The organism is Bacillus sp. DJP31 (assembly GCF_049310945.1).
In the GTDB taxonomy this organism is placed as follows: domain Bacteria; phylum Bacillota; class Bacilli; order Bacillales; family SA4; genus Bacillus_BS.
Window position 1 is genome coordinate 1 of sequence record NZ_JBMERO010000039.1, and the last position, 22812, is coordinate 22812.

A 22812-nucleotide genomic window follows, 5' to 3' on the forward strand; every position below is an offset into this window, starting at 1 on the left:
CTTACGAATCTTAATGAGAATTTGAATGCTAAAAAAGCACTGTTAATTCGATGTTTGTACTTCAAAAGAGAACCCGTTAACCTAATCGGGTTTTCTTTAAATTTGATTTTTTGAATGAAGTTAAGCTGTGTTAATTTTCCTGTTTTGATAATCTAAGCATCAAATGTATCAAATAAAAAATCAATTTCTAAGTATTGATAACCCACCTTTTCGTTAGTTAGCATAATAATAGCAATAAGTTGACTTATTAAAAAAAAAAACTAAGTTTGTTGACTTTTTTAAAATAAATGTAGTAAAGTATTAATTAACATATATTATTAGTAGTTTAAATTTATGAAAAGGAGTGTAAATGTCTATGGATATCTTGAAAGATTCAAATCATATTAAATCAATTGTAAAATGTTTTACTGATGATACAACAGCAATAAGGAACGAAATTGCGTTAGAGTACCGTCTACCAACAGGCAATTTTAGAAATTTTATGGTATGGGATATTATTTTTGGAAGACTCGCTGATAAATTATGTAAGGAAGAATTTGAAATTGTCGAGTTGAAACGAGGCAATTGGACATTTAATGCACCTCTTCATAAATCTACAGGTACACTATATTTGTTTACAAAAGAGGCAAATTTAAAAAGAGTCGAAAAGAAATTAACAATAAAAAAACCACATTATTTCTATTCATTATCAAGTATTAATGGTGATTTAGATATCGATGCTGGTCAATTGTCACTTAAAGATTTATATGACGAGGATTCCCTAATTTATCTAACAAGAGATGCGATCAAGATTCTTGGGGATGCATATTCAAAGGTCAGGCAAGTATTAATCGTAGTTGGAATAGAAAAGTATAAAAAGATGACTGATGTTTCAGTACATTTGTATAATCAAAATTTCGAATTATGTGATTCAGTAAACTGGTCTGAATACATTAGCAACATTGATTATGAGGACATTTTACCATCAACTGCAGCTGCGATTGAAGACAATGCAACAACAATCGTTAAGCTTAAGAAAAAGATAGAAAAACCAGATTTATCTATTGCCAAGTTAAAGAAAGAAAAGGTCAATGTACAAAAGGATAATGAAGGAACAATGTAAGAAGTGGTATGGGATTAGCATCAGAGGAGGAAGTTAGATGTTAAACCAGCAATTCAATGGAAATCGTTTAAGAGAAGGTAGATTATATCGTGGAACTACAATTACTGATTTAGCAGAAGAATTATCTATTACTAAACAAATGGTATCTAAATATGAAAATGATAAAGCGATCCCACCATTCGATACAGTACAAAAAATTTCGGAGTTCTTAAAATTTCCTTTTCAATATTTTTATGAGGATACAATTAAAGTAAATTCAGGAAGCACTTTTTTTCGTTCATTACTAACGACAGGTAAAAAAGAACGGGAACAGCAGTATGACAGAGCTAAATATCTAACGATCATTAGGGTCTTATTAGAAGAATATGTTGATTTTCCGAATTTGGATATCGAGCAGTTCCAAACCTCAAATGAGGATGATATTGAAAAAATAACAAAGCAATTAAGAGATTATTGGTTCCTTGGGAATGAGCCAATTTCTAATTTAGTGTTGTTGCTTGAAACAAAAGGCTTCACAATATCATCTTTATCTCTTGAAAAAGCTAATATCGATGCGTTCGGTACACAATATATAATTAACGATAAAGTCTACGAAACCATCGTATTGGGTAGTGATAAACAGTCATTTTACCGTAGACAATTTGATGTGGCCCATGAATTAGGACACAAAATTTTACACGATTCCAATTTGGACTTAACTAGTATTTCTAAAGAGGAGTTTAGGGAAATCGAGAATGAAGCTCATGATTTTGCGGCTTGTTTTTTACTACCACGAGATGGATTTGGAAAGGATGTATCGATCCATCCTACCGATTTAGATTATTATAAAGTATTAAAGAAGAAGTGGAATGTTTCCATTGGTGCTATGGTAATGCGAGCTTACAAATTAAATATTATCAGTGCAAGCACATATCAATACTTGCAACGTCAAATCAGTGTGAAAAAGTGGAGAACTAAAGAACCTTTTGATGATGTGAAGGAAATGGCAACACCGGTTGGTATGAAACAAGCTATTGAGTTGTTAATTGAAAATGAATATCTTACAACAGAAAATTTCTTGAAAGAACTCTCAGACAAGCATCATCTGTCACTCCATCATGCAGAGGTTGAGAAACTAGTAGGTTTAGACAAAAATTACTTAAAGCCTAACACGCCAAATTTTAGTGACAATGTCGTGAGCTTAAGCGATTTAAAGTCAAAAAAGAATGATTAAATTATTTTTTAATATAAGTTGGAACTGGCAGCAAGACTCCCATTTAATATGGGGTCTGATCGAAAGAACTTCCTATTAAACTAGGTCAAAAAAATTACAATGTAAAAATTAGATTGGAGGAAATATCAATGAAACTAATTACCGTAATAATTAATGGTGAACAAAAAGAGGTTGAGAAACGAGACTATTCTTTTCAAGAAGTAGTTGAGCTGGCCTTTGGAAGTTATGATGATTCTCAGATGTCTTATACTATGATATCAACTAGAAAAAGTGATAATGGTGGCAAACAAAAACAGGATTATTCTTTTGGTGATGTGATTACGATAAAAGAAGGAATGCGCATAAATGTCGACTCCACTAATCGATCATAATGATGACTTAACAAGGCTAAAAGTTGAAGGTTATGATATTTCAATCGTTAGTAACAATGTGGTGGTGAGAGGGGTGCCTTATGTGAATAAGGAGAAAAACATCCTATTTGGAACGCTATATTGCCCGTTAACATTATCAGCTGATGAAGTATTACCACCCTCAGATCATACGGCAAGATTTATGGGAGAGCATCCTTGTGACCAATTCGGTACCGAAAATGGTTCATTTGTGAATAGTTTTAGCGAACACAACTTAACACCAGAGATTATTGGAAACTATTATTTTTCTTCAAAACCCCAGCGTGGGAATTATACTAATTATTATTCAAAAATTACGAAGTATATAGATTTACTGTCTGCCCCAGCAAAATCCCTTGCTCCAGGCGTTTCAGCTCAAAATTTTAATTTCCAAGAATATAGCGATAATAGTATTTTTAAGTATCCTGATACGAATATAACTAGAGCAGAAATATCCCATATCTCAGATAAATTAAAAGGGCAAAAAATTGCCATAGTTGGATTGGGTGGAACAGGTTCCTTTTTACTTGATTTTGTTAGCAAAACACCGGTTCAACAGATTTCACTATTTGATGGAGATGAAATGTTGAATCATAATGCTTTTCGAATGCCAGGTACCATGACTGTAGATCAACTAAAAGAAAGACCCAGTAAAGTGTCCTTTTTTAAGAAAAGGTATGAAGTATTTCGTGACGGTATTATAGAACATGAGGTTTTTATTGATGAATCAAACTTAACCTTACTAGATAATCATGATTTTGTATTTTTAGCAATTGATAATTCTAAGGCGAAAAAACCAATCATCGAACATCTTATTGCCTCTAAAATGCCATTTGTTGATCTTGGTATGGGGATTAGTGTTGTTGGGAACTCGTTAAGAGGAACAATTAGAAAAACCTTAATAACGCCCGAAAACAGCTCTTATTTGAAGAGAATTTCGATAGAAGACAACGGAATTGACGATTTATATTCTCAAAACATACAAATATCAGAGCTAAATGCTTTTAATGCAATCCTTGGTATTATATCTTGGAAAAAGTTGTATGGTTTTTATTCAACTGAAGATACATTTTATAATTCAGTCTTTATAGTTGATGAAGAGGAGATAAATAATGAGGCATAAATTTGTAGAATATATTCCAGGTGAAATTGAAGAAAATACACTATATATATCAATTGAATACGATGTTGCAAAACACAAATGCGCCTGTGGGTGTAGAGCGGATATTGTGACCACTCTATCACCGGTAAGATTCCAATTAACATATGATGGTGAAACAGTTTCCCTTCATCCTTCTATTGGAAATTGGAACCATTCGTGTAAATCCCATTATTTTATTAAAAACGATGAGGTAGTATGGGCAGGACCTATTACTAAAAATCAAATTGAATCCGTAATAAAAAATGATCAAGAAGCTTTGAAAAAGCATGTTAAAAACAATTCGAAATCAAATACTTTTGTGGCGTGGTTAAAAAAAATATTTACATCAGACTGAAACTTTTGTTTAAAATCGTATATTTATATATTTCGGAGCCTTTTTATAACAAAATGGCTCCTTTTAAAAATGTCAAATAAATAAAATTCAAGATACAAGATAAACGGATTGGGATCTTTGTGTACTTTTATTATGAAAATAGATGATATGTTTGAAAAATAAGTAACAAAAAAGCCCATCACCGGTTAAGGAAAGAGCTGAAAAACGAATATCTGCAAAAATAAAAAGAACTACTTATTATCAAGATGAAATAAGTAGCCCTCTATATGTATTACTAACAATTACCGAATTTAAAATCCAATAACTGCAACTGTTTAACCAGTTTTCCTATGTTTATTATATATCTAAACGAAAAGAATGTCAATTAAAATATCCGTATCAGTAAAAATTTTGTTAATATAACTTTCTGTGTAATACGAAGGATTTCGATTAACCCGTTCTAATAACTCTTTTAATTCTCTTTTTCTATGTCCTCTTATTCCGTCGCTTGTGACAAACTCTTTATGTAAATATAAAAGTGAGGCAATATCCATTATTTTCTTATTACTTAAATCAATTTCAGGTTTTTTCGGTTTTAATAATTCTTTTAAAGTAGTATTTTGTCCACTAAGCTGAGAATCTAAGTCTATTAAAAAAGGGCTATTATGAGCACATATATTACGAACATGACGAAAAGCATAAAGAATACTATTAAAGGATCTATCTACATTTTTATTAATTTCCGATTTCTTGAAAAAAATATAGAATTCAATTAATTCATTTATTGAAACGCACTCAATAAGTTCCCATATATTTATTTTGGCTTTTATACCGTCCTTTATCTCTATATATAATTTATTAAGATGATGGGTAGGCAGACTTGCATATTCTAGTATTTTCAACTGCAGTTCTTTTATCGATAGATTATTATTTTTTTTGTCATGTTTGGATTGTATATATCGGTCAACAATTGAGTAGCCATCACTGGAATTTTTTTTATTAAAATAAGCTAAAATAGTTGTTTTTATTCCGTGTTCTATATCCAGACACAATTTTAAAAAGGAGTATCTAATATGCATATCAATAGTTGATAAATCTTTCAAATATGCAAAATCTAAATCAATAAATTCTCTATTATTTTTAGTATAGAAATTATCTTTATAAAGTGATATTTTATACAAATATGTATTGTTAGTCAAAAAATCTTTAGCTTCTTCCCTAGAAACAATATCAAATTTAATTTTTCTTTCTTCAAATTTTGATAAACGATTTTCTACTGAAGGGAATTCTATTTGTGGCTGTTGTTGTACTAGAGAAGATTTTAGCTTTATCAATTGATCAACAACCGATTTATTGTCCATACTCATTTAATCCACCTTCTTTCTTTGGTTTCAATCCTTTTTATACAGGATGTGCTTTGGAACAGTGTTGTTATATATTTTTAACTTATTAAAAGACAAAACTAGCCAGATACATCAATTTTAACATTAAAGTGTAAATATCGATGTATTAACTCTTAGACCACTAGCTTTCCTCAAAATTGTGAGTATCTTCTATTATATAGATAAACCTATAATGACTTTTCATATTCTTTGACTAGCTTATCGAAAGTTGTCTTTTTCAAGTCAATATCTTGCATTACTTTTACTGCTGTTGTATTTTTTGATTTCCACCGATCATACGCCATTTTAAATTCCTCGATAACCGTAACCTTCGGTCGATTAAACAACACCATTTTGCAAAGCCACATCAATTCCTTCACGCTGCCGTTTTCGAATTCGCTCTCGTTCCTCGTCTGCCATTCCATCCAAGAAAGAATCTGTAAAACAAGATTTGAAATGATTGTTCCTAAGCTGTCTTTATATTGAGTGGTGTCTAATAGAGGCATATCCAGCACAACAATATCTCATTGATGTTTTTTGTAATGTCATTTCACTCTTGCTGCAAAATATTGATCCTTGTCCTAGTATAAGGTCACTTACGTTCCAAATAGCGATAGATTGTTGTTCGAGAAACATCCCATCTTTCCGCCACATCTTTGATTGGTGTGCCACCATCAATTAGAGCTTTCATCATTTCAATATCTCTATCTCCGTATTTCTCTGGACGTCCGCCAAGTCGCCCTCGTGCTTTAGCCGCCACTCGTCCTGCAGCTGAACGTTCTTGAATTAGATTGCGTTCAAACTCAGCAAATGCAGCAAAGAGATGAAACATCAGTTGACCAGTGGCATTACCACGATCCATAGTGAGATTCTCTTGAAGACTGTGAAAACCAATGCTTTGGTTATTCAGATTGTTGACTAGGGGAAGCACGGGGACGGTTCTCTTGCTTCCTTCCTAAATTTACCATTTATTTTTAAACGCCAGTCACTACTTGTTTTTTCTTGTTTTACAGCATTGTTCCAAAGGCTGTTTTTCGTGCTCGTAAGGGCACGCGTTCTAGTAATGAAGGATCCTTTTACTACTTCCCAGCGCTTACTGCATGCTCTCTCCACATAAGAAAACGGGTTCTCTTCGGTCTGGAAAACAAAACAATGCAAGACTCAGTCCTGGACATTTGTTTATCCATAACGGCCTTTGAAATACGAATCTCTAGTTGCTGCTGGTTGTTGAATGTGATCAGGGTATTTGAATGTTTGGGGTGGTAGTATTGGGTGCCTGTCACCACCCGAATTTTCTTGTTTCACAGGATGTTCCACGGGGGTTCGTATACATAATTAGAGCCAAGGGGGGCAGGTACCATGACCAGTTATAAAGATTGGTAGGGAAGACGAACGAGTCCGAGACTACTTGAAAAGTATTTGAATCAGATAAATGATTTTTTTCTCAGGAGAGAGTGTATCTGGGTATTAAATAACAATGACAACGTTGATCAGAAACCAGGGACACTTTGAGGAAAGACCTAACGAGGCTATCAATACATCGGTGATGACTATTTGGATTCAGTCCCATTTTGGTAAAGAACTATCCTATAAAAATAAAAAGCTAAATCGTAATGATGTTATTTTAGAAAACTGATATATAAACTCCTATTTAAAAGGATTTATAACCGTAGTTAAACAAACGTTTGTTTAAATATCCTTTATTTTTCCATATAGTAAGATATGGATCTTAGGAGTCTACTTTAGTTTTTGATGCACTTCCTTCTTGTGAGTGAAGATCTAGTAAGCCTATCAATGTCCTGCGGGGCAGGTGAGATCGCGGTGCCTGTCACCACCCGGATTTTCTTGTTTCACAAGAGTGTTTCACAGATAGGTCTTTGTTCATGAGGTGAATAATGGAAGCTCGGAGACGTGGGCTTTTCTATTTTAATTATCGTCTTTTTTGCTGGTGTTAAGGTGGTAACTAATAGCTTGGTAATATCATAATTGAGAACAAAAATCCGCCAGTAATGCTGTAAAACAAGAAAAAACAAGTAGTGACTGGCGTTTAAAAATAAATGGTAAATTTAGGAAAGAAGCAAGAGAACCGTCCCTGTGCTTCCATTTGAAAACACGATGGATAGCACTAGTGGTGGAACGGTTATTAACGGAGAATCGTCTGCAAGCTTTGATATCCCAACTGACCTTATTGCTGGAACGTACTATTATTACTGTGTGTTGAGCTCAACTGGTGCAACGGATGTTACGACGACTGTTGCAACGGTAATTGTATCTTAAGCTAGAGAGGATGATGAAAAATGGGAATTGAAAAGATAGAAGCTACTATACCTTTGGAGATAGATACTGCTGCGGATGAAAGAAGTGCTGTCATTGAGATAGGTAGCGAGGAATATAAGTTAATTTTGACCGCCAAGGCAACGAAGGAAATTGCTAAGCGCTATGGTGGTCTTGAGAATCTAGGAAATAAGTTGATGAATACAAAGGATTTTGAACTTGCGTTAGATAAGATCGTATGGCTGATTACGCTGTTGTCTAACCAATCGATCCTGATTCATAACCTGAGAAATAAGGATGCAAAGAAAGAGCTGTTGACAGAAGAAGAGATTGAATTATTGACCACTCCTTTTGAATTGGCGGAGTATAAAAATGCCATTATGGCCAGTATGATGAAAGGCACCAAACGGCATATAGAGAGTGAACCCTCAAAAAACGGGGAAGTCGGGTAAGCGATGAAGAGCTGTTTATCCGACTACTTTATTATGGCACGGTCCATTTACATCGTCAGGAAGAGGAAGCCTGGCTTTTGCCGCTCGGGTATCTAATGGATTTGTGGGAATGCCACAAGCAGCTTACTGGAATGGACAAACCAATGGAGTATCTATCGATTGATGATGTGATTCCGGTGGGGATATAACTATAATTTGCTTTTATGCTCAAATTATAAACGATTAAAGCGTAAATGCAAAGAAGAGACCTTCTAATGTTTTTGCTTTTGTGCTCAAATAATGTATAATTAAAGCATAAAAGCAAAAAGAGGTCGATAATATGAGTTATCGTGAACAATTAGAGAATTTAATTTCAGATAACAATGGGATCATAGTGACGAGTGAAGTGGAGAAACAAGGTATCCCGCGCCATTATTTAACTCTTCTTTCGCGAGAGGGGATGTTGGATCGAGCGGCACATGGAGTTTATGTAGCACCTGATGCGTTTGAAGATGAAATGTACATTCTTCAAGTGAAAAGTCCTAAAGTGGTATTCTCTCATGAAACAGCATTGTTTTTCCACGATTTAACGGATAGAGATCCACTTGAATGGTCCGTTACAGTACCTTACGGGTACAATGCTACTAAACTAAGGGATTCTGGTATTCAAGTACATTCTGTAAAAAAATCGTTACATCTAATGGGAACTACTGAGGTTGAAACTTTGTTTGGAAGAAAGGTTACAGCCTATAACAAGGAAAGAACCATTTGTGACATTATTCGAAATCGAAATAACATGGATATTGCCAATTTAAATGACGCATTGAAAAGATACCTTGGCAGTAAAGACAAGAATATTTCTTTATTAATGAAATATGCCAAAGAGTTACGGGTCCAAAAAATTTTAAGAAATTATATAGAGATTTTATTATGAAGAGTTCAACACAAATAAAAGCCCTAATAAGAAACCTTGCAAAAGAAAAGGAAGTAAATGCACAAATACTTCTGAGAAACTATATGTTGGAAAGACTTCTGGAAAGAATATCTAGATCAGAGTATAAGGATAATTTCATTTTAAAGGGTGGCATGTTGGTTGCCGCCCTAGTTGGTGTGGATATGCGTTCCACAATAGACATGGATGCAACAATTAAATCATTTCCTGTGGATCCGGGTTCGATTAAAGCTGTATTTAACGTGATTTTAGGTTTGCCAATGGACGATGGTGTGGAAATGACATTAATACGAGTAGATGAGATACGGGATGAGGATCAATATAATGGTTACCGAGTGTCAATAGAAGCTGTCATGGATAATGCAAGAGTCCCAATTAAGGTTGATATTACTGCAGGTGATGAAATCACACCAAAAGAAGTTATTTATACATTTGATTTATTACTTGAGGATAGAAGTATTGATATCCTGGCGTATAATATTGAAACAGTTATTGCTGAAAAATTTGAAACTATTTTAACTAGAGGCATCACTAATACTAGAATGAGAGATTTTTATGATATCTACATTCTTGTTAAGCTACAAGGACATCGAGTCGAGCATGCTGTATTAGGTGATGCAGTAAGAAAAACAGCTGAAAAAAGAGGGTCTATTTCTGCTTTATCGGGTGGACAAGCTATTCTTGATGAGGTTAGGTTTGATGATGGCATGCAACGGCACTGGTTAAACTATCAAAAGAAAAATAGTTATGCTGATGATATTACGTGGGACGATATTAACGTTTCGCTAATTAATTTGTGGAATGTTATCGATGCAAATCTAGAACGTTAGTAATTTAATTAATAATCTTATAGATAAGTTTGAAGGCTTGCTAATCGCAGGTCTTTTTTTATACCCAAAAAGAGAGGGGGTGGAAACATGGCAGATAATTTTGGACTAAAAATTGGCGTTGAAGGTGAGAAGGAGTTTAAGAATTCCCTGAGAGATATCAAACGGAGTTTTAAGGTATTAGGCAGTGAAATGAACCTAGTAACCTCTCAATTTGATAAGCAAGATAAATCAATTGAGGCTCTTACGGCTAGAAACGAAGTGTTAAACAAAGAAGTTGATGCGCAAAAAAATAAAATGGGTACGTTAGAAGCAGCACTTAAAAATGCAGCTGATTCCTTTGGCGAGACGGATAGACGTACTCAAAATTGGCAGATTCAACTCAATAACGCCAAGTCCGAATTGATCAAGATGGAACGAGAAGTCGATAAAAATAATCAAACGATTGATGAAATGGGTGAGAGCTTTACTGCTGCGGAAGGTGAAGTTGAAGAATTTGCTGATGAAGTAGAGAAAGCGGCGGACCAGACAGAAAACGCATCGGATCGCTTCGGGAAATTGGGAGGCGCCTTAAAAGGAATCGGTGTGACCATCGGCGCAGCAGTAGCGGCAATTGGAACTGCGGCTATTGCTACTGGAGCAAGCCTCATCAAACTTGGTGATGAGTACAATATGGCAGTCAACCAGATCTCTGCATCGACGGGTGCAACAGGTACCGAACTTGAGGAGTTAGGGGAGATTGCTCAAAACGTGTACAAGCATAATTTTGGTGCCAACCTGGAAGATGTTGCAGGAGGCATATCAGAAGTGAAAAGGATAACCGGACTCATGGGTGAAGAGCTTGAAAAAGCCACCGAGTCCGGTTTTGCTTTGAGAGATACCTTTGGTTTTGAAATACAGGAATCGGCTAGAACAGCTAGCGCTCTAATGAAAAACTTCGGTATATCCTCAGATGAAGCCTATAACATCATGGCAACGGGTGCTCAAAATGGTGCTGATAAAAATGGAAATTTTTTGGATACGCTCAATGAATACTCCGTTCAATATTCTTCTCTAGGATTGAGTGCGGATGAATTTATCACCGGATTAATCGGTGGTGCGGAAAGCGGTGCTTTTAGCATTGACAAGGTAGGCGATGCCGTTAAGGAGTTTACTATTCGAGCAAAAGACGGAAGTAAAACAAGTATGGAAGCCTTCAGTGCCCTGGGCCTTAATGCGGAAGAAATGACAAGTAAGTTTGCTCAGGGCGGTGAGACAGCAAATGATGCTTTTTACAGTGTCGTTGAAAGGTTACAAGAAATGGAAGATCCCGTACTAAAAAATGCTGTTGGAGTACAACTATTTGGCACGCAGTTTGAAGATTTAGGTGCAAATGTTTTACCGGTTCTAGCCTACCATTATTTCGACGATTATTAATTTTATCGTAGGAAGCTTGCCGAAAATTGTTGAGATGGGAATTAAGTTGATCTTTCAATTGGCAGCAGGACTTATTCAGGCCATTCCTCAACTAGTGGCGAAGTTGCCTCAGATTGTTTCTGCCCTTCTCATCGGCATTGGAAAAGCCGCGATTTCCATTGGTTCGATTGGTATTGATATTGTCCGAGGACTTTGGGGCGGAATATCTTCTATGATTGGCTGGATAAAAAATAAGGTTAGTGGCTTTGTCGGGGGTATTGTCAGTAATGTGAAAGGCGTTCTTGGAATTCGGTCCCCTTCAAAGGTTTTTGCTGGAATCGGTGGGAATATGGGTGAAGGGATTGGAGAAGGCTTCATGGGGGCCATGGGTAAAGTGGAAAAAGATATGGAAGGTGCGATTCCGACCGACTTTGATCTTGATCTGAATAGTGAAGTTCGAACTACAGCAAAAGGAGCCAATGGGTCGTTATTAGATGTAACCATTCCACTTAGTATTGATGGAACGGTATTAACTTGAATCATCGCTCAGCTTTTAGTGGAACCAAAACACGGTAACCGTTAGAAACTTAGGGGTGGCTGGATCATAAGGCAAAAAGGAGGGCAGATAAGCCATGATAAATATCTATTCAGGAAACACCTTGTTACAGACGATTCAAAAGGTGATGTCAGCCAATGTAAGAGAAACGCTGGAGGGAGAATTCAGCCTATCCTTTACGGTCTTGGCTAAGTCTGCCCTTGCTTTAAAGACGAAACAGCGGGCCAAACTCAACGACCAGTACTTTGAAATCGTACAGATGAACAAATCGATTCAAGGCAGTTTTCCAGTCTGTTCCGTGACTTGTGAACATGTCTCTTACATCTTAAATGATGTCATTTATAAAATAGATACGTTTGATTTTACAGGAGATCCGACTGCAGGACTTAATCAGGTTTTATTCGGGACTCCTTTTTCAGCAGGGACAGTGGAGTTTACGGAAAGTTGCACCATGAAAATCAATCAGGAAGTAACAAGAAGGTCAGCCCTTATGCAGTATATTGCAATATTAGGTGGTGAGATCGATTACGATGGCTACCAGATTAACATAAGACAGCATCGGGGCAGCATGGAATATAAGGGAGTCATGGATACAAAGAACGTGACAGATGTATCGGTTTCACATGACTCAAGAGAAAATGCATCTTCTTATAATATTTCCTTTTTTAAGCTTTTAAGCCTTTCGGTAGGAGATAATGTGCAAATCGTTTTTAACCCTCTAGGAATTAATGTGAAAACGAGGATTATTTCTTTGGAATACAATCCTTTTTATCGTTACAACATTCAGGTGGAAGTTGGGAGATATAGGCCTAGCATTTCCGATACGTTCTACAAGATTGAAAGCTCGATGAACACGGTGGAAAACTCATTAACTCAAGTGGGTAGTTCGGTGGACGGTCTTCAATATCAAGTGTTCGATTTGGGAGTTTCTTATACCATTGTCAAAAAACTAACGATAGATGCTGGGTTTATTAACGTCACTTATGAAGTAGAAAAGGGAGAAACCCATCAATACTTTGCTCAATATAGCTATACCACGGATAGCGGTGGGAGAATTACTAGTATCACATTGGAAGATATTTTTTCAGAACTGCTATTAAAAGAGGTTTCTACTTTGCTGGTAGATGCTGCAAGATTTGAAATCACCTATGATGATGGAGCTACTGCCAGCTACAACTATACGACAGATAGTAGTGGCAGAATTACTGGAATTGAAAAGGTGGTGGAGGGATAGTATGAGTTACCATCGGAATTTTAATAATACATTAGCCATTTGGACCGCTTTTGGTGGCAGGGGCGACCTCATTCTTCCAATCCCCACCCTGAGTTGGCAAAAGAAAACGTACAGTAGTTTCGGCTATACCCAATATAACAGTGAAAAACAGATTAATGTCTATGATAATGGAGATGCAAAGATTGCCGTCTATCATGCAAAAACACCGTATATGTCCTATTACAATCAAACGACCGATCAATGGACAGTGGTTGACGTTCCTTGGTGGGGATACGGTGAACCAGAAATCCTTTATGCAGGTGGTGGTGTATTTTTAGCTAAGATCACCGGGTTAGCAAATATCATCGCTTCTTTTGATGGCATTACCTGGCATAATGCCGGTTACTGCGAAAATGCACAGAATGCCATGACTACCGGTGCTTATGATACAAATACGGGATCCGGAGTGGTTAGCTGGTGGTACTATAAGTCTCCTGTCTACTATACTTTTGATTCTTTAACAGAAAGAACAGCCTGGACATTGGTCGGTGCTGATGGAGCATCGGTTCCGATCTTTAAATACTTAACGACGCATAAAGGAAATTTTGTCGGAGTAGTAGGTGGCGATAAGTCGATTGCAATGGTTAGTTCTGCTAGTGCTGGTTCATGGACAACTACGATTCCTGAAGATTTAAATGAAACGACTTATATGTTTATTCGGTCTGTTAACGATAAGCTTTTTGTGATGAAATATCGTTATGTCAGCGGAGTTTATCATGTGAAATTATGTGTTATGAACGACAGTGCTACTGAGATAACGGAAACGAATCTTTCTCATGTTGGGGATCTTGCTAATAATAATATTGCGAATCCGCAAAACATTATCTGGATAGCGGATTGGGGAAAGTTTGCTCTATTATCAGCGGACGGACTGACTTGGGAAGGTGTGGAGCAACCGGGTTTTACTACATCCACCTATGACACATTTGGTGGGGCCATTTATGTTCCGGGGGATGGGTTTTATGTGAAGGCTAGCGGGTTTGTGTATTATGCTCCGTATTAAAAACTAAGAAAATCCAGGCGCTTTGTGACTTCGTAGTCACAGGCGTCTTTTTTATATAACTAAAACTGAATAGGAAGTAGGGGGGGAAAACATGGCAATACGGGAACTTTGGATATATGCACAAACGGTTATTGTGGCTATGGGTGGATGGTTGGGTTGGTTTCTTGGCGGTCTTGACGGCTTCTTGTATGCACTTATTACTTTTGTAATCATTGATTACATCACAGGCATAATGGTAGCAATTGTAAAACGAGAACTTTCTAGCGAAATTGGTGCTAGAGGCATTTTCAAAAAGATACTTATTTTCATTATGGTTGGTATTGCACATATTATAGATACTCGGATTATTGGTGACGGTAGTGCTATTCGCACAGCAGTCATCTTTTTTTATCTTTCAAATGAGGGGATTAGTATTATTGAAAATTCCTCAAGGATTGGACTTCCAGTACCCCAAAAACTTAAAGATGTGCTGGCGCAACTAAACGTAAAATCGAAAGGGGATGAGAAGAATGAACCTAAAGACTAAGTATATGACGAGGAATGATTGTTTTAAGAGTCCCTAGTTAACCGTTAAAAAATGGAATTTTTACAGCCGAATTGCATGTTTTTGAACAATAACAGTAATAATATAGTAAACAGTGTTTAAGCTATTTTATGTTGAAATGATATGATTTAGAGGTGTTATTTGTCAAGATAAAATCAAAAAAACTTGACGTATTATTTTTGCTAGCATAAAATAAAATAAGGAAGGTGGTGAGAAGTGATGAGTTATGCAAATTTGATTATAGAAGATGTAAAGAAATATCCAGAATTACAAATAATCGACGCCCAAAAAGTATATAAAGAAAAATTTAACCGTATTTCCGAACAGGCTTTTTATAAAACGTTTTCTCGCCTAACAAAAACAGGGGAACTCCGTAGGTTAACCAAAGGTATTTATTGCATTCCTAAAATAGGCAGATTTGGCACTGTTGTTTCTAACGAAAAAAATATTCTTGAATATTATCTTGGTACAAAAAGAAATAAAGGTGTCATTATTGGATATAGATTGTACAATAAATATGGATTAACTACACAAGTTGCGAAACAAGTAGAAATTTATTCGAGTGTGACACTACAAGAGAAGAAACAAATAAGAGATGTGTTGATTTATAAATTAAATGTAAGATTTGATGAAACAACCATTCGAATGATTGAATTACTTGAAGTTCTACAAAATTACAACAAAATTGAAGAACTGAATAAAAATCGGTTGATTTATTTTATAAAGGATTCCATTGCCTATTATGATGAGAATGTTTTAAGAAAGTTGATTAAATCAATTAGATATAAAAAAAGTACTCTCGCTTCTCTAAAGAACATTCTTGATTATTATGCTATTCAAAATACAGTTAATAACTATTTAAATGGAACATCTAAATATAACGAACTAACAATGGAGGATTTAAATGAATTTGCATCAAAATAATGAAGATTTCGAAGAGCTTATAGAGTTAGCTAGTCAAAAATTCAATCTTCCATTTAGTGCTGTAAGAAAGGATTATTTTATTACCAAGATTTTATATAACATTTCAGATAGTGAATTTTTTGATTGTGTTGTATTTTAAAGGTGGAACTTCATTAAGCAAATGTTTTCCAAATTCAATTGAAAGATTTTCAGAAGACATTGATCTAACTTTTATCCCTGAAGAAGGAATGTCAGACAAGCAAATAAGCAAAAGATTAAAGGTTATAGAAGAAACATTAATTGGACAAGGAAAATTCGAGAAAATAAACGGAGAAAGAAATAATAGAAATAAAAGTAGCTTTGTATGGTTTTTTGATGATCAAATAGACACAGAAAGAATAAAACTGGAAATAGGTTCTGAAGTGAGACCTCATCCTTTTACTGAAAAAACGTTAAAGTCATACATCCATGAGTTTTTAGAAAGCATAGAAGCTGATGAAGCTATTAATGATTTTGAGCTTAAAACAGTTAGAATAAATGTACTTGATATAGAACGTACATTTGTAGATAAATTAATGTCAATTAAACGGCATGCTCTGAGTGGTACTTTACCAAGTAAGGTTAGGCATATTTATGATGTTGTAAAACTGATTGATATGGATGAGATCCAAAATTTATTAGAGAATAAAGATGATTTAAGGGATATTATTCGATTAACAAAAGAAACAGATTCTAAGTATTTGGAAAAAAGAGATATCCCAGAACAGTACAATCCTATAGAAGCATATGACTTCGGTTCTTGGAAAGATCGATTTACGGATGATGTTAAATCCAATTATGAAGCACTCCATAAAACATTATTGTACACGGATCAGCAACAAAGTTGGAAAGAAGTTTATAGAGTCTTTAACAAAATAGACCAAGTATTAAAAGACATCGGGGAATAACAATGCTCGTTTAATTCCAGTATGAATATTTCATGTTTAGCACCTTATAAAAATAGGGTGCTTTTTTAATGCCATTTTATAGAAAGTGGGGAGGATAGAATGAATATAAAAACTAAGTATATGACAAGGAATGATTGTTACAAAGCAGGTAGAAAAATCACGCCTCAAGGGATTATGATTCATTCAACAGCAACTCCAGGTGTAATGGCGGCAGACTGGTTTAGTCGTTGGAACAAATCATACCAAGCTGGAGAAACGAGTAGGCAGGTTTGTGTACATGACTTTTTGGATGATAAGGAAGTTTGGCAGTACTTACCTTGGAATCATCGAGGTTGGCATGCTGGTGGAGGGGCCAACAATACTCATATTGGTTTTGAAATCTGTGAACCAAGTGGCTTCTCTTACGGGAGAGGATCGGCGATGGTTGGTTATGATGTATCAAAGCGAGAAGCTTATTTTAGAAAAGCGTGGAAAAATGCGGTGGATTTTTGCGTGATGATGTGTAAAGAGTACGGACTTAATGAACGTGATATTATTTGTCACTCGGAAGGGAATAAAAAAGGAATTGCAAGTAACCATGCAGATGTCATGCATTGGTTCCCTAAGCATGGTGAGAATATGAATTCCTTCCGTGCAGCGGTTAGGTCTGCTTTAGATGAAACAAATCCATCTTCCACATTGCCAGAAGGCGTTAATGTTGGTGACGTAGTAGTAATCAAAGAATCGGCAGATAAGTATTATCCGGGTGGAGCCAACATTCCTAACTGGGTAAAACAAGATACTTATCATAAAGTGATTCAGATCGTTTCAAATGGAAAGCCAGTTGTTAAAGGTGGCAAAGCTTGTGTTCTTTTAGGGAAAAAGGTAGATAAGAAAAGTGGTAAAGAATCTGCGGGTATTATGAGTTGGATTAACGTAGGAGCTTTAACCGTTATCACTCAATCTACTAAAAATGAAAAGGCGACAAACAAATACTATCGAGTACAAGTTGGAGCTTTCTCGAAAAAGGAAAATGCTGAAGCAATGCTAGAAAAAGTGAAGAAAGCTGGGTTAGAAGGTTATATTAAGCATAATTAAAATATGAACAGTGACTGAATTGTTTGCACTTATTTGTCCGCTTTTAAATTTATGAGCGGACTTTTAGGTGCTTTTTTAATGTCTTTACGAGATACATAAGGGCTATTAAAAAGCATGAAGTTAGCACCTATTTTTATCCCTTAATTACTTGCTATTCGGATGAAATTAAGTGATATATACAATAACCAAAAAAGCTGAAGAACCTTGAGACCAAGCGTCTTCAGGCGGAATATTTTTTGATGACCTTGATTGAATAGAAGGGTCCTGGTGTAACCGTCAAGTAAAAATGATCAATTTTTCACAATTAATTTTGACCACTTTTCACCAATTAAGATTGACCATTTATCAGTTGAATAGAGTCTTTCGATATTTCATCCGAATACTGTCTGTTTCTTCTCCGAAAGTAATGACCTCACTCCGATGGAGTAGGCGATCTAAAATTGCTGTTGTTAAGGTTGGGTCTCCTAAAAATTTCCCCCATTCATTTGGTCCTTTATTTGAAGTTAGAATAAAGGCTGCTTTATCATATAAGTCATAAACAAACTGAAAAAATAGATTAGCCTCTTGAGACTCGTAGGTCATGTACATGACATCATCAATAATAATAAGATCTGAGCTAATGATCCTTTTGTAACGTGTTCTGGACTTGCTAATGTGATCTCGTGTCTTCAAGATGTAAATAAGGTGAGACATAGGGATGAAAGCAACTTGGTACCCTTGATCTATTGCGTGAATCCCTAGGGAAATAGACAGATGCGTTTTGCCATTATGGAAAGCTTTCCATAATGGGAATTATCGCAAGTTTTTGTTTATGGAAAGATATTCTTTAGAAAGCGATATATTCGTGACATATCAAAGAATATCTTTCCATAATATTTTTTATCTACAGAAATCCTGTAACCACTTCAATAGGTTGGTATCCTCATCCCAAGTAGGGGTATCCTGCGTTACAACCTCCATATAAGCAGATTCCAATGCTTTTCTTTTCGTTTCTGTATTTGCTCTTAAATAGATTTCTGTTGTAGTCACATTTACATGTCCCAACAAATCTCTTATATAAATCAGTTTGAAGGACCCATCCTACGAATTTGCAGGTATCTATGCAGATGAAGGAATCTCAGGACGTTCCTTGGAAAAGCGAGATCAATTAAACCGACTCTATTTGATTCTTTTAGAAATATGTATTTATCATTTGAGTTATTATTAAGCTTACAAACAGTAAGAAGGCGAGGAGAAAAAGAAGGAGATTGGTTAAAAAGGGCTTTGAATGAATTCAAACAATTACAGCAAATTTCTCATTTGTTGAAGCCTTTGAATGCTAATGCTAATGCTACAGATAAATTCTACAAACAAATATATGTTGATGTTAGATGTTGCCTTTTTCATGCTAAAGAGGGAAAGAAAAGGTTATTACCACAAAACTTAGGTGATCGAAAAAAGGTAGGAGAATCTTTAGATATATTAACGCAAGTCGTTTTGATGTTGGCGAGTAAGTTATTGAATACAAATAGAGAAAATTCTGTAATAACAAATATCGGATTTGCTTCTTTAATAGATAATGCTCTAAATGATACAAAAATATTGTTATCAAATAGTGATAAAGCTTTAAGCAAGGCTGAAACATTATCTGATTCTATACATAAAGAGTCATTTTCGTTTAGGTCGTCTTTTTCTAAGGATTTATCAATTCCTGGATTGAGATTTGTTGCAGCAAGTATTGACCCTTCTAAAATAATGAATGTTGACACAATAAACAGATTTGCTTTGCAAGTTGAGGAGGAACTTTTTTCTGTTCATCAAATCAGTAAGGGGTTAACCTTAGAAAATGTAGATGATTTACAATTTCAATTAGGGTATAGGTTAGATAATAAAAATCTACCCAAAAGACGATTTAAATATTAATTTAAACGAAAATAATGAACTTACTTTCACAAAAGCTCCTCAATTCATTGGAGTGTCAGAAAGGCTCATAAAGAGTTTTCTTTCAAATATTGGTTTAATTAGCCTGTCTCTGGGGAATATAATGAATGTACATGTTTTTTTAATATCCGCTAAAAATAATGAAATTATACTGACTGAATAATTGTGTTTTTTAAACTTTCTGTGTAACAATTTAGATATTAGCGCATAATATAATGTATAATACTTCTCCCAAAAAGGTGGGAAAAGAGTACGAATTTCCTAAAACTCATTGACATACTTTTTGATTTAGATGATTATATAAAGAGGAGATCCTCTGCCAGATAGTGAGGAACTTTAAAAGAGGAGATCCTCTGCCAGATAGTGAGGAACTTTAAAAGCGGAGATCCTCTGCCAGACAGTGAGGGATTTTAAAAGCGGAGATCCTCTGCCAGACAGTGAGAAATTTTAAAAGTGGAGATCCTCTACCAGATAGTGAGGGGCTTTAAAAGCGGAGGTCCTCTGCCAAACAGTGAGGTGAAAGGCAAGGTAACTTAACGGTTACCTTGTTTTAATATGGGGAGAGAAAATGGAGAATAAAATACGATTCTATGAAGTGACTGATACATACATAGACTATTGCAGAAGGTTTGATACAAGAGTACCAGAAAATAAGGTGGAAAATAGAAAGCATCCACGAAAATACGTGGGTATATTTTTCGAAGTAGAAGGCTTTAAGTACTTTGCGCCATTATCATCTCCCAAGACAAAACACACGACGATGAAAGAGAAAGTTGATTTCATGAAGGTAGAAGACGATGATGGATTGTATGCTGTATTAAACTTAAATAATATGTTTCCTGTTCCAAATAGTGAAATAGTAGAATTTGAGTTTGATGAAATACAAGATACAAAGTATCGTGATTTACTAGAGAAAGAATTCCTTATTTGTAGAGGAAGAAGAGAAAAGATAATTAAAAATGCGCACAAGGTATACGAAATTGTTACTGTCAATAAAACACGAAGTTTTATTGGACGCTGTAATGATTTTAAATTGCTTGAAACTAAATGCAAGGAATACGAAACTCAACAAAAGGCTATAACCACTAACTAATTAAAGGTTTGTTTATAGGAAGGAAAAGGGCTCATCTCCATTCAAGGAGGTGGGCCTTTTTTGCGTTTTTTAGGGTGGAATTTGCATTAAAAATGAATCAAGGAATTAGAAGGAGAAAGGAGGGAAATTAACCGTCTATATAATAGTAGAAACTCGGATTATTTAATCTATATTTTGCGTATTTTTATCCATTCAGCCTCACGGCGTCTCTTGCCCATCGAGGCGTTCTTTTCCTAGATGAATTAGGGGAGTTTTCTAAGAAAACACTTAATTTTGCGTGCCTGTCACCGCCCGAATATTCTTGTTTCACAGGATGTTCCACGGGGGTTCGTATACATAATTAGAGCCAAGGGGGGCAGGTACCATGACCAGTTATAAAGTTTGGTAGGGAAGACGAACGAGTCCGAGACTACTTGAAAAGTATTTGAATCAGATAAATGATTTTTTTCTCAGGAGAGAGTGTATCTGGGTATTAAATAGCAATGACAACGTTGATCAGAAACCAGGGACACTTTGAGGAAAGACCTAACGAGGCTATCAATACATCGGTGATGGCTATTTGGATTCAGTCTCATTTTGGTAAAGAACTATCCTATAAAAATAAAAAGCTAAATCGTAATGATGTTATTTTAGAAAACTGATATATAAACTCCTATTTGAAAGGATTTATAACCGTAGTTAAACAAACGTTTGTTTAAATATCCTTTATTTTTCCATATAGTAAGATATGGATCTTAGAAGTCTACTTTAGTTTTTGATACACTTCCTTCGTGTGAGTGAAGATCTAGGAAGCCTATCAATGTCCTGCGGGGCAGGTGAGAGCACGCAAGTAATCCTCAACGCCGCATAGCGGAAACGAGCATTTCACAAACACGGAGAATCAACAGGCATTTTAATGATGTATTTTTAATTTAATTGGACTTATTCGTAGTTTTGTTCGGAACCACCGCACAACAAAAACAGCACCAACTAGAAAGTTGGTGCTACTCAATTGCTTCATTAAGCCATCAAAATCTCTTCCACATTACGTTCCACAACGCGAGCGCCTTTCTTGCTCACAAGGTCGCCACCAGATGACGTAAAAATGTTAGTTGTCAATATTGCATCCATCGCTGCATCTAGAGCTAAGGAATCAACCGGCTCAATCGGGTTGTCGATCGAAATGGAAACCGTCTTGCTCTCTTCATTTAAGAATTGAAGCTGTAGTGTTTTAGCCAATGTGATCTCCTCCTTTCCTTATAGAGTCGAGTGAGTGAATGATTACTCACCTAATAGATTTGTGTCGTTACGTTCAATGCCAACGATTGGGTACTGCTGCAAGCTAAATACGCTTTGTGCTACAGCAAAAAGATTATCCACTGTTGCAGTGGTCTTGATGTTGTTGAAGTTTTTGCTCTTCGTCGTCATCTTTCCCTTTTCATCCACACCCGTTTCAAATACCAAACGAAGCTGTGAATCTGATAAAAATGCTTGTGCCATGTCTATCACCTCCTTCACTCAATATATAGAGAGTTTCATAGAAAAAGGGGTTGATGATTTCATAATTTATTCGGGAGCCACGGGACAGATACCATGGTCTAGTTCTCAAGATTATGTGTGTCAATGAACCTGTCTCCCTGAACCCTTTAATGGAAGCAGTGGGAACCGTCCCCGTGCTTCTTGAGTAGATGAACTTGGTTCAGGTATTAGGAATACTTACAAATATAACAAAATCTATTCAGGTGCAGAACCTACTTTTATTGAAGGGGATGTTTTTAAGACAATTATCCCACTAGTTTCCCAGGCTTCCGAGCAAGCTACCGGGCAAGTTACCGAGCAAGTTACCGAGCAAGCTGATGAAGAAATTAAAAAGCTGTTAGAATTTTGTAAAGTACCTAGGTCTAGAAATGAAATGCAAGAATTTATGCATCTACACCACAGAGAACATTTCAGAACCAAAGTATTAAATCCATTGATTAAAGGCGGATTATTAAAATTAACTATACCTGATAAACCAACAAGTCCAAAGAAAAAGTACTATACATAGTTTTACGTGCCTGTCAGCACCGGGATTACG

General features: G+C 35.6%; 27 protein-coding genes and 4 pseudogenes. 23 read left to right on the plus strand and 8 right to left on the minus strand.

The genetic code is table 11. The annotated features are described in order from the left end of the window. Positions 1-355: 355 nt before the first annotated feature. The 5 genes from ACOI1C_RS20720 (at position 356) to ACOI1C_RS20740 (ending at position 4200) form a co-directional block, all read left to right on the plus strand. Entirely contained in the window at positions 356-1102 is a 747-nt protein-coding gene (locus tag ACOI1C_RS20720) for a DUF5986 family protein (protein WP_422512469.1), read from the plus strand. A 37-nt stretch (positions 1103-1139) separates the two neighbouring features. Then, the gene (locus ACOI1C_RS20725; protein ID WP_422512470.1) at positions 1140-2315 is read left to right on the plus strand and encodes a helix-turn-helix domain-containing protein; all 1176 of its coding nucleotides are present in this window, start codon (positions 1140-1142) and stop codon (positions 2313-2315) included. Positions 2316-2443: 128 nt separating this feature from the next. Next, on the plus strand, positions 2444-2686 hold the full coding sequence (locus ACOI1C_RS20730) for a multiubiquitin domain-containing protein (RefSeq protein ID WP_422512471.1): 243 nt from the start codon (positions 2444-2446) through the stop codon (positions 2684-2686). Beyond that, positions 2661-3827: a ThiF family adenylyltransferase gene (locus ACOI1C_RS20735; protein WP_422512472.1), complete on the plus strand. Its 1167-nt coding sequence runs from the start codon at positions 2661-2663 to the stop codon at positions 3825-3827. The genes ACOI1C_RS20730 and ACOI1C_RS20735 overlap by 26 nt, the downstream gene beginning before the upstream one ends. Beyond that, positions 3817-4200 carry a DUF6527 family protein gene (locus tag ACOI1C_RS20740; RefSeq protein WP_422512473.1) on the plus strand — a complete coding sequence of 128 codons (384 nt, stop codon included), beginning with the start codon at positions 3817-3819 and terminating at the stop codon, positions 4198-4200. The genes ACOI1C_RS20735 and ACOI1C_RS20740 overlap by 11 nt, the downstream gene beginning before the upstream one ends. A gap of 344 nt (positions 4201-4544) precedes the next feature. On the opposite strand, the gene ACOI1C_RS20745 is transcribed toward ACOI1C_RS20740, so the two are convergent. The 4 genes and pseudogenes from ACOI1C_RS20745 to ACOI1C_RS20760 form a co-directional block, all read right to left on the minus strand. Then, positions 4545-5546 carry an Abi family protein gene (locus tag ACOI1C_RS20745; RefSeq protein WP_422512474.1) on the minus strand — a complete coding sequence of 334 codons (1002 nt, stop codon included), beginning with the start codon at positions 5544-5546 and terminating at the stop codon, positions 4545-4547. A gap of 203 nt (positions 5547-5749) precedes the next feature. Then, a pseudogene (locus tag ACOI1C_RS20750) lies at positions 5750-6085 on the minus strand (recombinase family protein); the annotation flags it as partial. Between the two features lie 68 nt (positions 6086-6153). Further along, positions 6154-6492: pseudogene (locus ACOI1C_RS20755) on the minus strand (helix-turn-helix domain-containing protein); the annotation flags it as partial. A 148-nt stretch (positions 6493-6640) separates the two neighbouring features. Next, positions 6641-6847 carry a competence protein ComK gene (locus ACOI1C_RS20760; protein WP_422512475.1) on the minus strand — a complete coding sequence of 69 codons (207 nt, stop codon included), beginning with the start codon at positions 6845-6847 and terminating at the stop codon, positions 6641-6643. A gap of 808 nt (positions 6848-7655) precedes the next feature. Between ACOI1C_RS20760 and ACOI1C_RS20765 the strand changes: the two genes are divergently transcribed. The 13 genes from ACOI1C_RS20765 (at position 7656) to ACOI1C_RS20825 (ending at position 17743) form a co-directional block, all read left to right on the plus strand. Continuing rightward, positions 7656-7838 (plus strand): hypothetical protein, encoded by a 183-nt coding sequence (locus ACOI1C_RS20765; RefSeq protein WP_422512476.1) that lies wholly within the window; start codon positions 7656-7658, stop codon positions 7836-7838. A 20-nt stretch (positions 7839-7858) separates the two neighbouring features. After that, positions 7859-8287 carry a hypothetical protein gene (locus tag ACOI1C_RS20770; RefSeq protein ID WP_422512477.1) on the plus strand — a complete coding sequence of 143 codons (429 nt, stop codon included), beginning with the start codon at positions 7859-7861 and terminating at the stop codon, positions 8285-8287. 319 nt (positions 8288-8606) lie between these two features. Further along, positions 8607-9200 (plus strand): type IV toxin-antitoxin system AbiEi family antitoxin domain-containing protein, encoded by a 594-nt coding sequence (locus ACOI1C_RS20775; RefSeq protein WP_422512478.1) that lies wholly within the window; start codon positions 8607-8609, stop codon positions 9198-9200. Next, a complete protein-coding gene (locus tag ACOI1C_RS20780; protein ID WP_422512493.1) occupies positions 9194-10048 on the plus strand; it encodes a nucleotidyl transferase AbiEii/AbiGii toxin family protein in 855 nt (284 codons plus the stop codon). Before ACOI1C_RS20775 ends, ACOI1C_RS20780 begins: the two co-directional genes overlap by 7 nt. A gap of 87 nt (positions 10049-10135) precedes the next feature. Next, positions 10136-11461 (plus strand): phage tail tape measure protein, encoded by a 1326-nt coding sequence (locus ACOI1C_RS20785; RefSeq protein WP_422512479.1) that lies wholly within the window; start codon positions 10136-10138, stop codon positions 11459-11461. A gap of 16 nt (positions 11462-11477) precedes the next feature. Beyond that, entirely contained in the window at positions 11478-11978 is a 501-nt protein-coding gene (locus tag ACOI1C_RS20790) for a phage tail protein (RefSeq protein ID WP_422512480.1), read from the plus strand. A gap of 94 nt (positions 11979-12072) precedes the next feature. After that, positions 12073-13230, plus strand: a complete 1158-nt coding sequence (locus ACOI1C_RS20795) for a hypothetical protein (protein ID WP_422512481.1) — start codon at positions 12073-12075, stop codon at positions 13228-13230. Between the two features lies 1 nt (position 13231). Beyond that, on the plus strand, positions 13232-14272 hold the full coding sequence (locus tag ACOI1C_RS20800) for a hypothetical protein (protein ID WP_422512482.1): 1041 nt from the start codon (positions 13232-13234) through the stop codon (positions 14270-14272). A 97-nt stretch (positions 14273-14369) separates the two neighbouring features. Beyond that, complete coding sequence (locus ACOI1C_RS20805) at positions 14370-14798, plus strand: phage holin family protein (protein ID WP_422512494.1); 429 nt, start codon at positions 14370-14372, stop codon at positions 14796-14798. Between the two features lie 237 nt (positions 14799-15035). Next, complete coding sequence (locus ACOI1C_RS20810) at positions 15036-15740, plus strand: DUF6088 family protein (RefSeq protein ID WP_422512483.1); 705 nt, start codon at positions 15036-15038, stop codon at positions 15738-15740. After that, positions 15721-15879 (plus strand): hypothetical protein, encoded by a 159-nt coding sequence (locus ACOI1C_RS20815; RefSeq protein WP_422512484.1) that lies wholly within the window; start codon positions 15721-15723, stop codon positions 15877-15879. The genes ACOI1C_RS20810 and ACOI1C_RS20815 overlap by 20 nt, the downstream gene beginning before the upstream one ends. After that, the gene (locus ACOI1C_RS20820; protein ID WP_422512485.1) at positions 15866-16666 is read left to right on the plus strand and encodes a nucleotidyl transferase AbiEii/AbiGii toxin family protein; all 801 of its coding nucleotides are present in this window, start codon (positions 15866-15868) and stop codon (positions 16664-16666) included. Before ACOI1C_RS20815 ends, ACOI1C_RS20820 begins: the two co-directional genes overlap by 14 nt. 99 nt (positions 16667-16765) lie before the next feature. Beyond that, entirely contained in the window at positions 16766-17743 is a 978-nt protein-coding gene (locus ACOI1C_RS20825; RefSeq protein ID WP_422512486.1) for an N-acetylmuramoyl-L-alanine amidase, read from the plus strand. A gap of 345 nt (positions 17744-18088) precedes the next feature. Here ACOI1C_RS20825 and ACOI1C_RS20830 read toward each other — a convergent pair. Together ACOI1C_RS20830 and ACOI1C_RS20835 are read right to left on the minus strand one after the other, a co-directional pair. Beyond that, positions 18089-18499 (minus strand): annotated as a pseudogene (locus ACOI1C_RS20830) (ATP-binding protein); the annotation flags it as partial. A gap of 123 nt (positions 18500-18622) precedes the next feature. Continuing rightward, complete coding sequence (locus ACOI1C_RS20835; RefSeq protein WP_422512487.1) at positions 18623-18772, minus strand: hypothetical protein; 150 nt, start codon at positions 18770-18772, stop codon at positions 18623-18625. Positions 18773-18922: 150 nt separating this feature from the next. Here ACOI1C_RS20835 and ACOI1C_RS20840 point away from each other — a divergent pair, with 150 nt between their 5' ends. The 4 genes and pseudogenes from ACOI1C_RS20840 to ACOI1C_RS20855 all read left to right on the plus strand — a co-directional run bounded on the left by ACOI1C_RS20840 (position 18923) and on the right by ACOI1C_RS20855 (position 21397). After that, positions 18923-19645, plus strand: coding sequence for a hypothetical protein (locus ACOI1C_RS20840; RefSeq protein WP_422512488.1), 723 nt, complete (start codon positions 18923-18925; stop codon positions 19643-19645). A 586-nt stretch (positions 19646-20231) separates the two neighbouring features. Next, positions 20232-20756 (plus strand): type III toxin-antitoxin system ToxN/AbiQ family toxin, encoded by a 525-nt coding sequence (locus ACOI1C_RS20845; RefSeq protein WP_422512489.1) that lies wholly within the window; start codon positions 20232-20234, stop codon positions 20754-20756. A gap of 209 nt (positions 20757-20965) precedes the next feature. Then, positions 20966-21100, plus strand: a pseudogene (locus ACOI1C_RS20850) (ATP-binding protein); the annotation flags it as partial. A 138-nt stretch (positions 21101-21238) separates the two neighbouring features. Then, complete coding sequence (locus ACOI1C_RS20855) at positions 21239-21397, plus strand: hypothetical protein (RefSeq protein ID WP_422512490.1); 159 nt, start codon at positions 21239-21241, stop codon at positions 21395-21397. Positions 21398-21755: 358 nt separating this feature from the next. Here ACOI1C_RS20855 and ACOI1C_RS20860 read toward each other — a convergent pair whose 3' ends face one another. Beyond that, on the minus strand, positions 21756-21974 hold the full coding sequence (locus ACOI1C_RS20860; RefSeq protein ID WP_422512491.1) for a DUF2922 domain-containing protein: 219 nt from the start codon (positions 21972-21974) through the stop codon (positions 21756-21758). 42 nt (positions 21975-22016) lie between these two features. Further along, positions 22017-22235 carry a DUF1659 domain-containing protein gene (locus ACOI1C_RS20865; RefSeq protein WP_422512492.1) on the minus strand — a complete coding sequence of 73 codons (219 nt, stop codon included), beginning with the start codon at positions 22233-22235 and terminating at the stop codon, positions 22017-22019. 364 nt (positions 22236-22599) lie between these two features. On the opposite strand from ACOI1C_RS20865, the gene ACOI1C_RS20870 reads away from it, so the two are divergent. Next, positions 22600-22782 (plus strand): Fic family protein, encoded by a 183-nt coding sequence (locus ACOI1C_RS20870; RefSeq protein ID WP_422512495.1) that lies wholly within the window; start codon positions 22600-22602, stop codon positions 22780-22782. Positions 22783-22812: the final 30 nt, after the last annotated feature.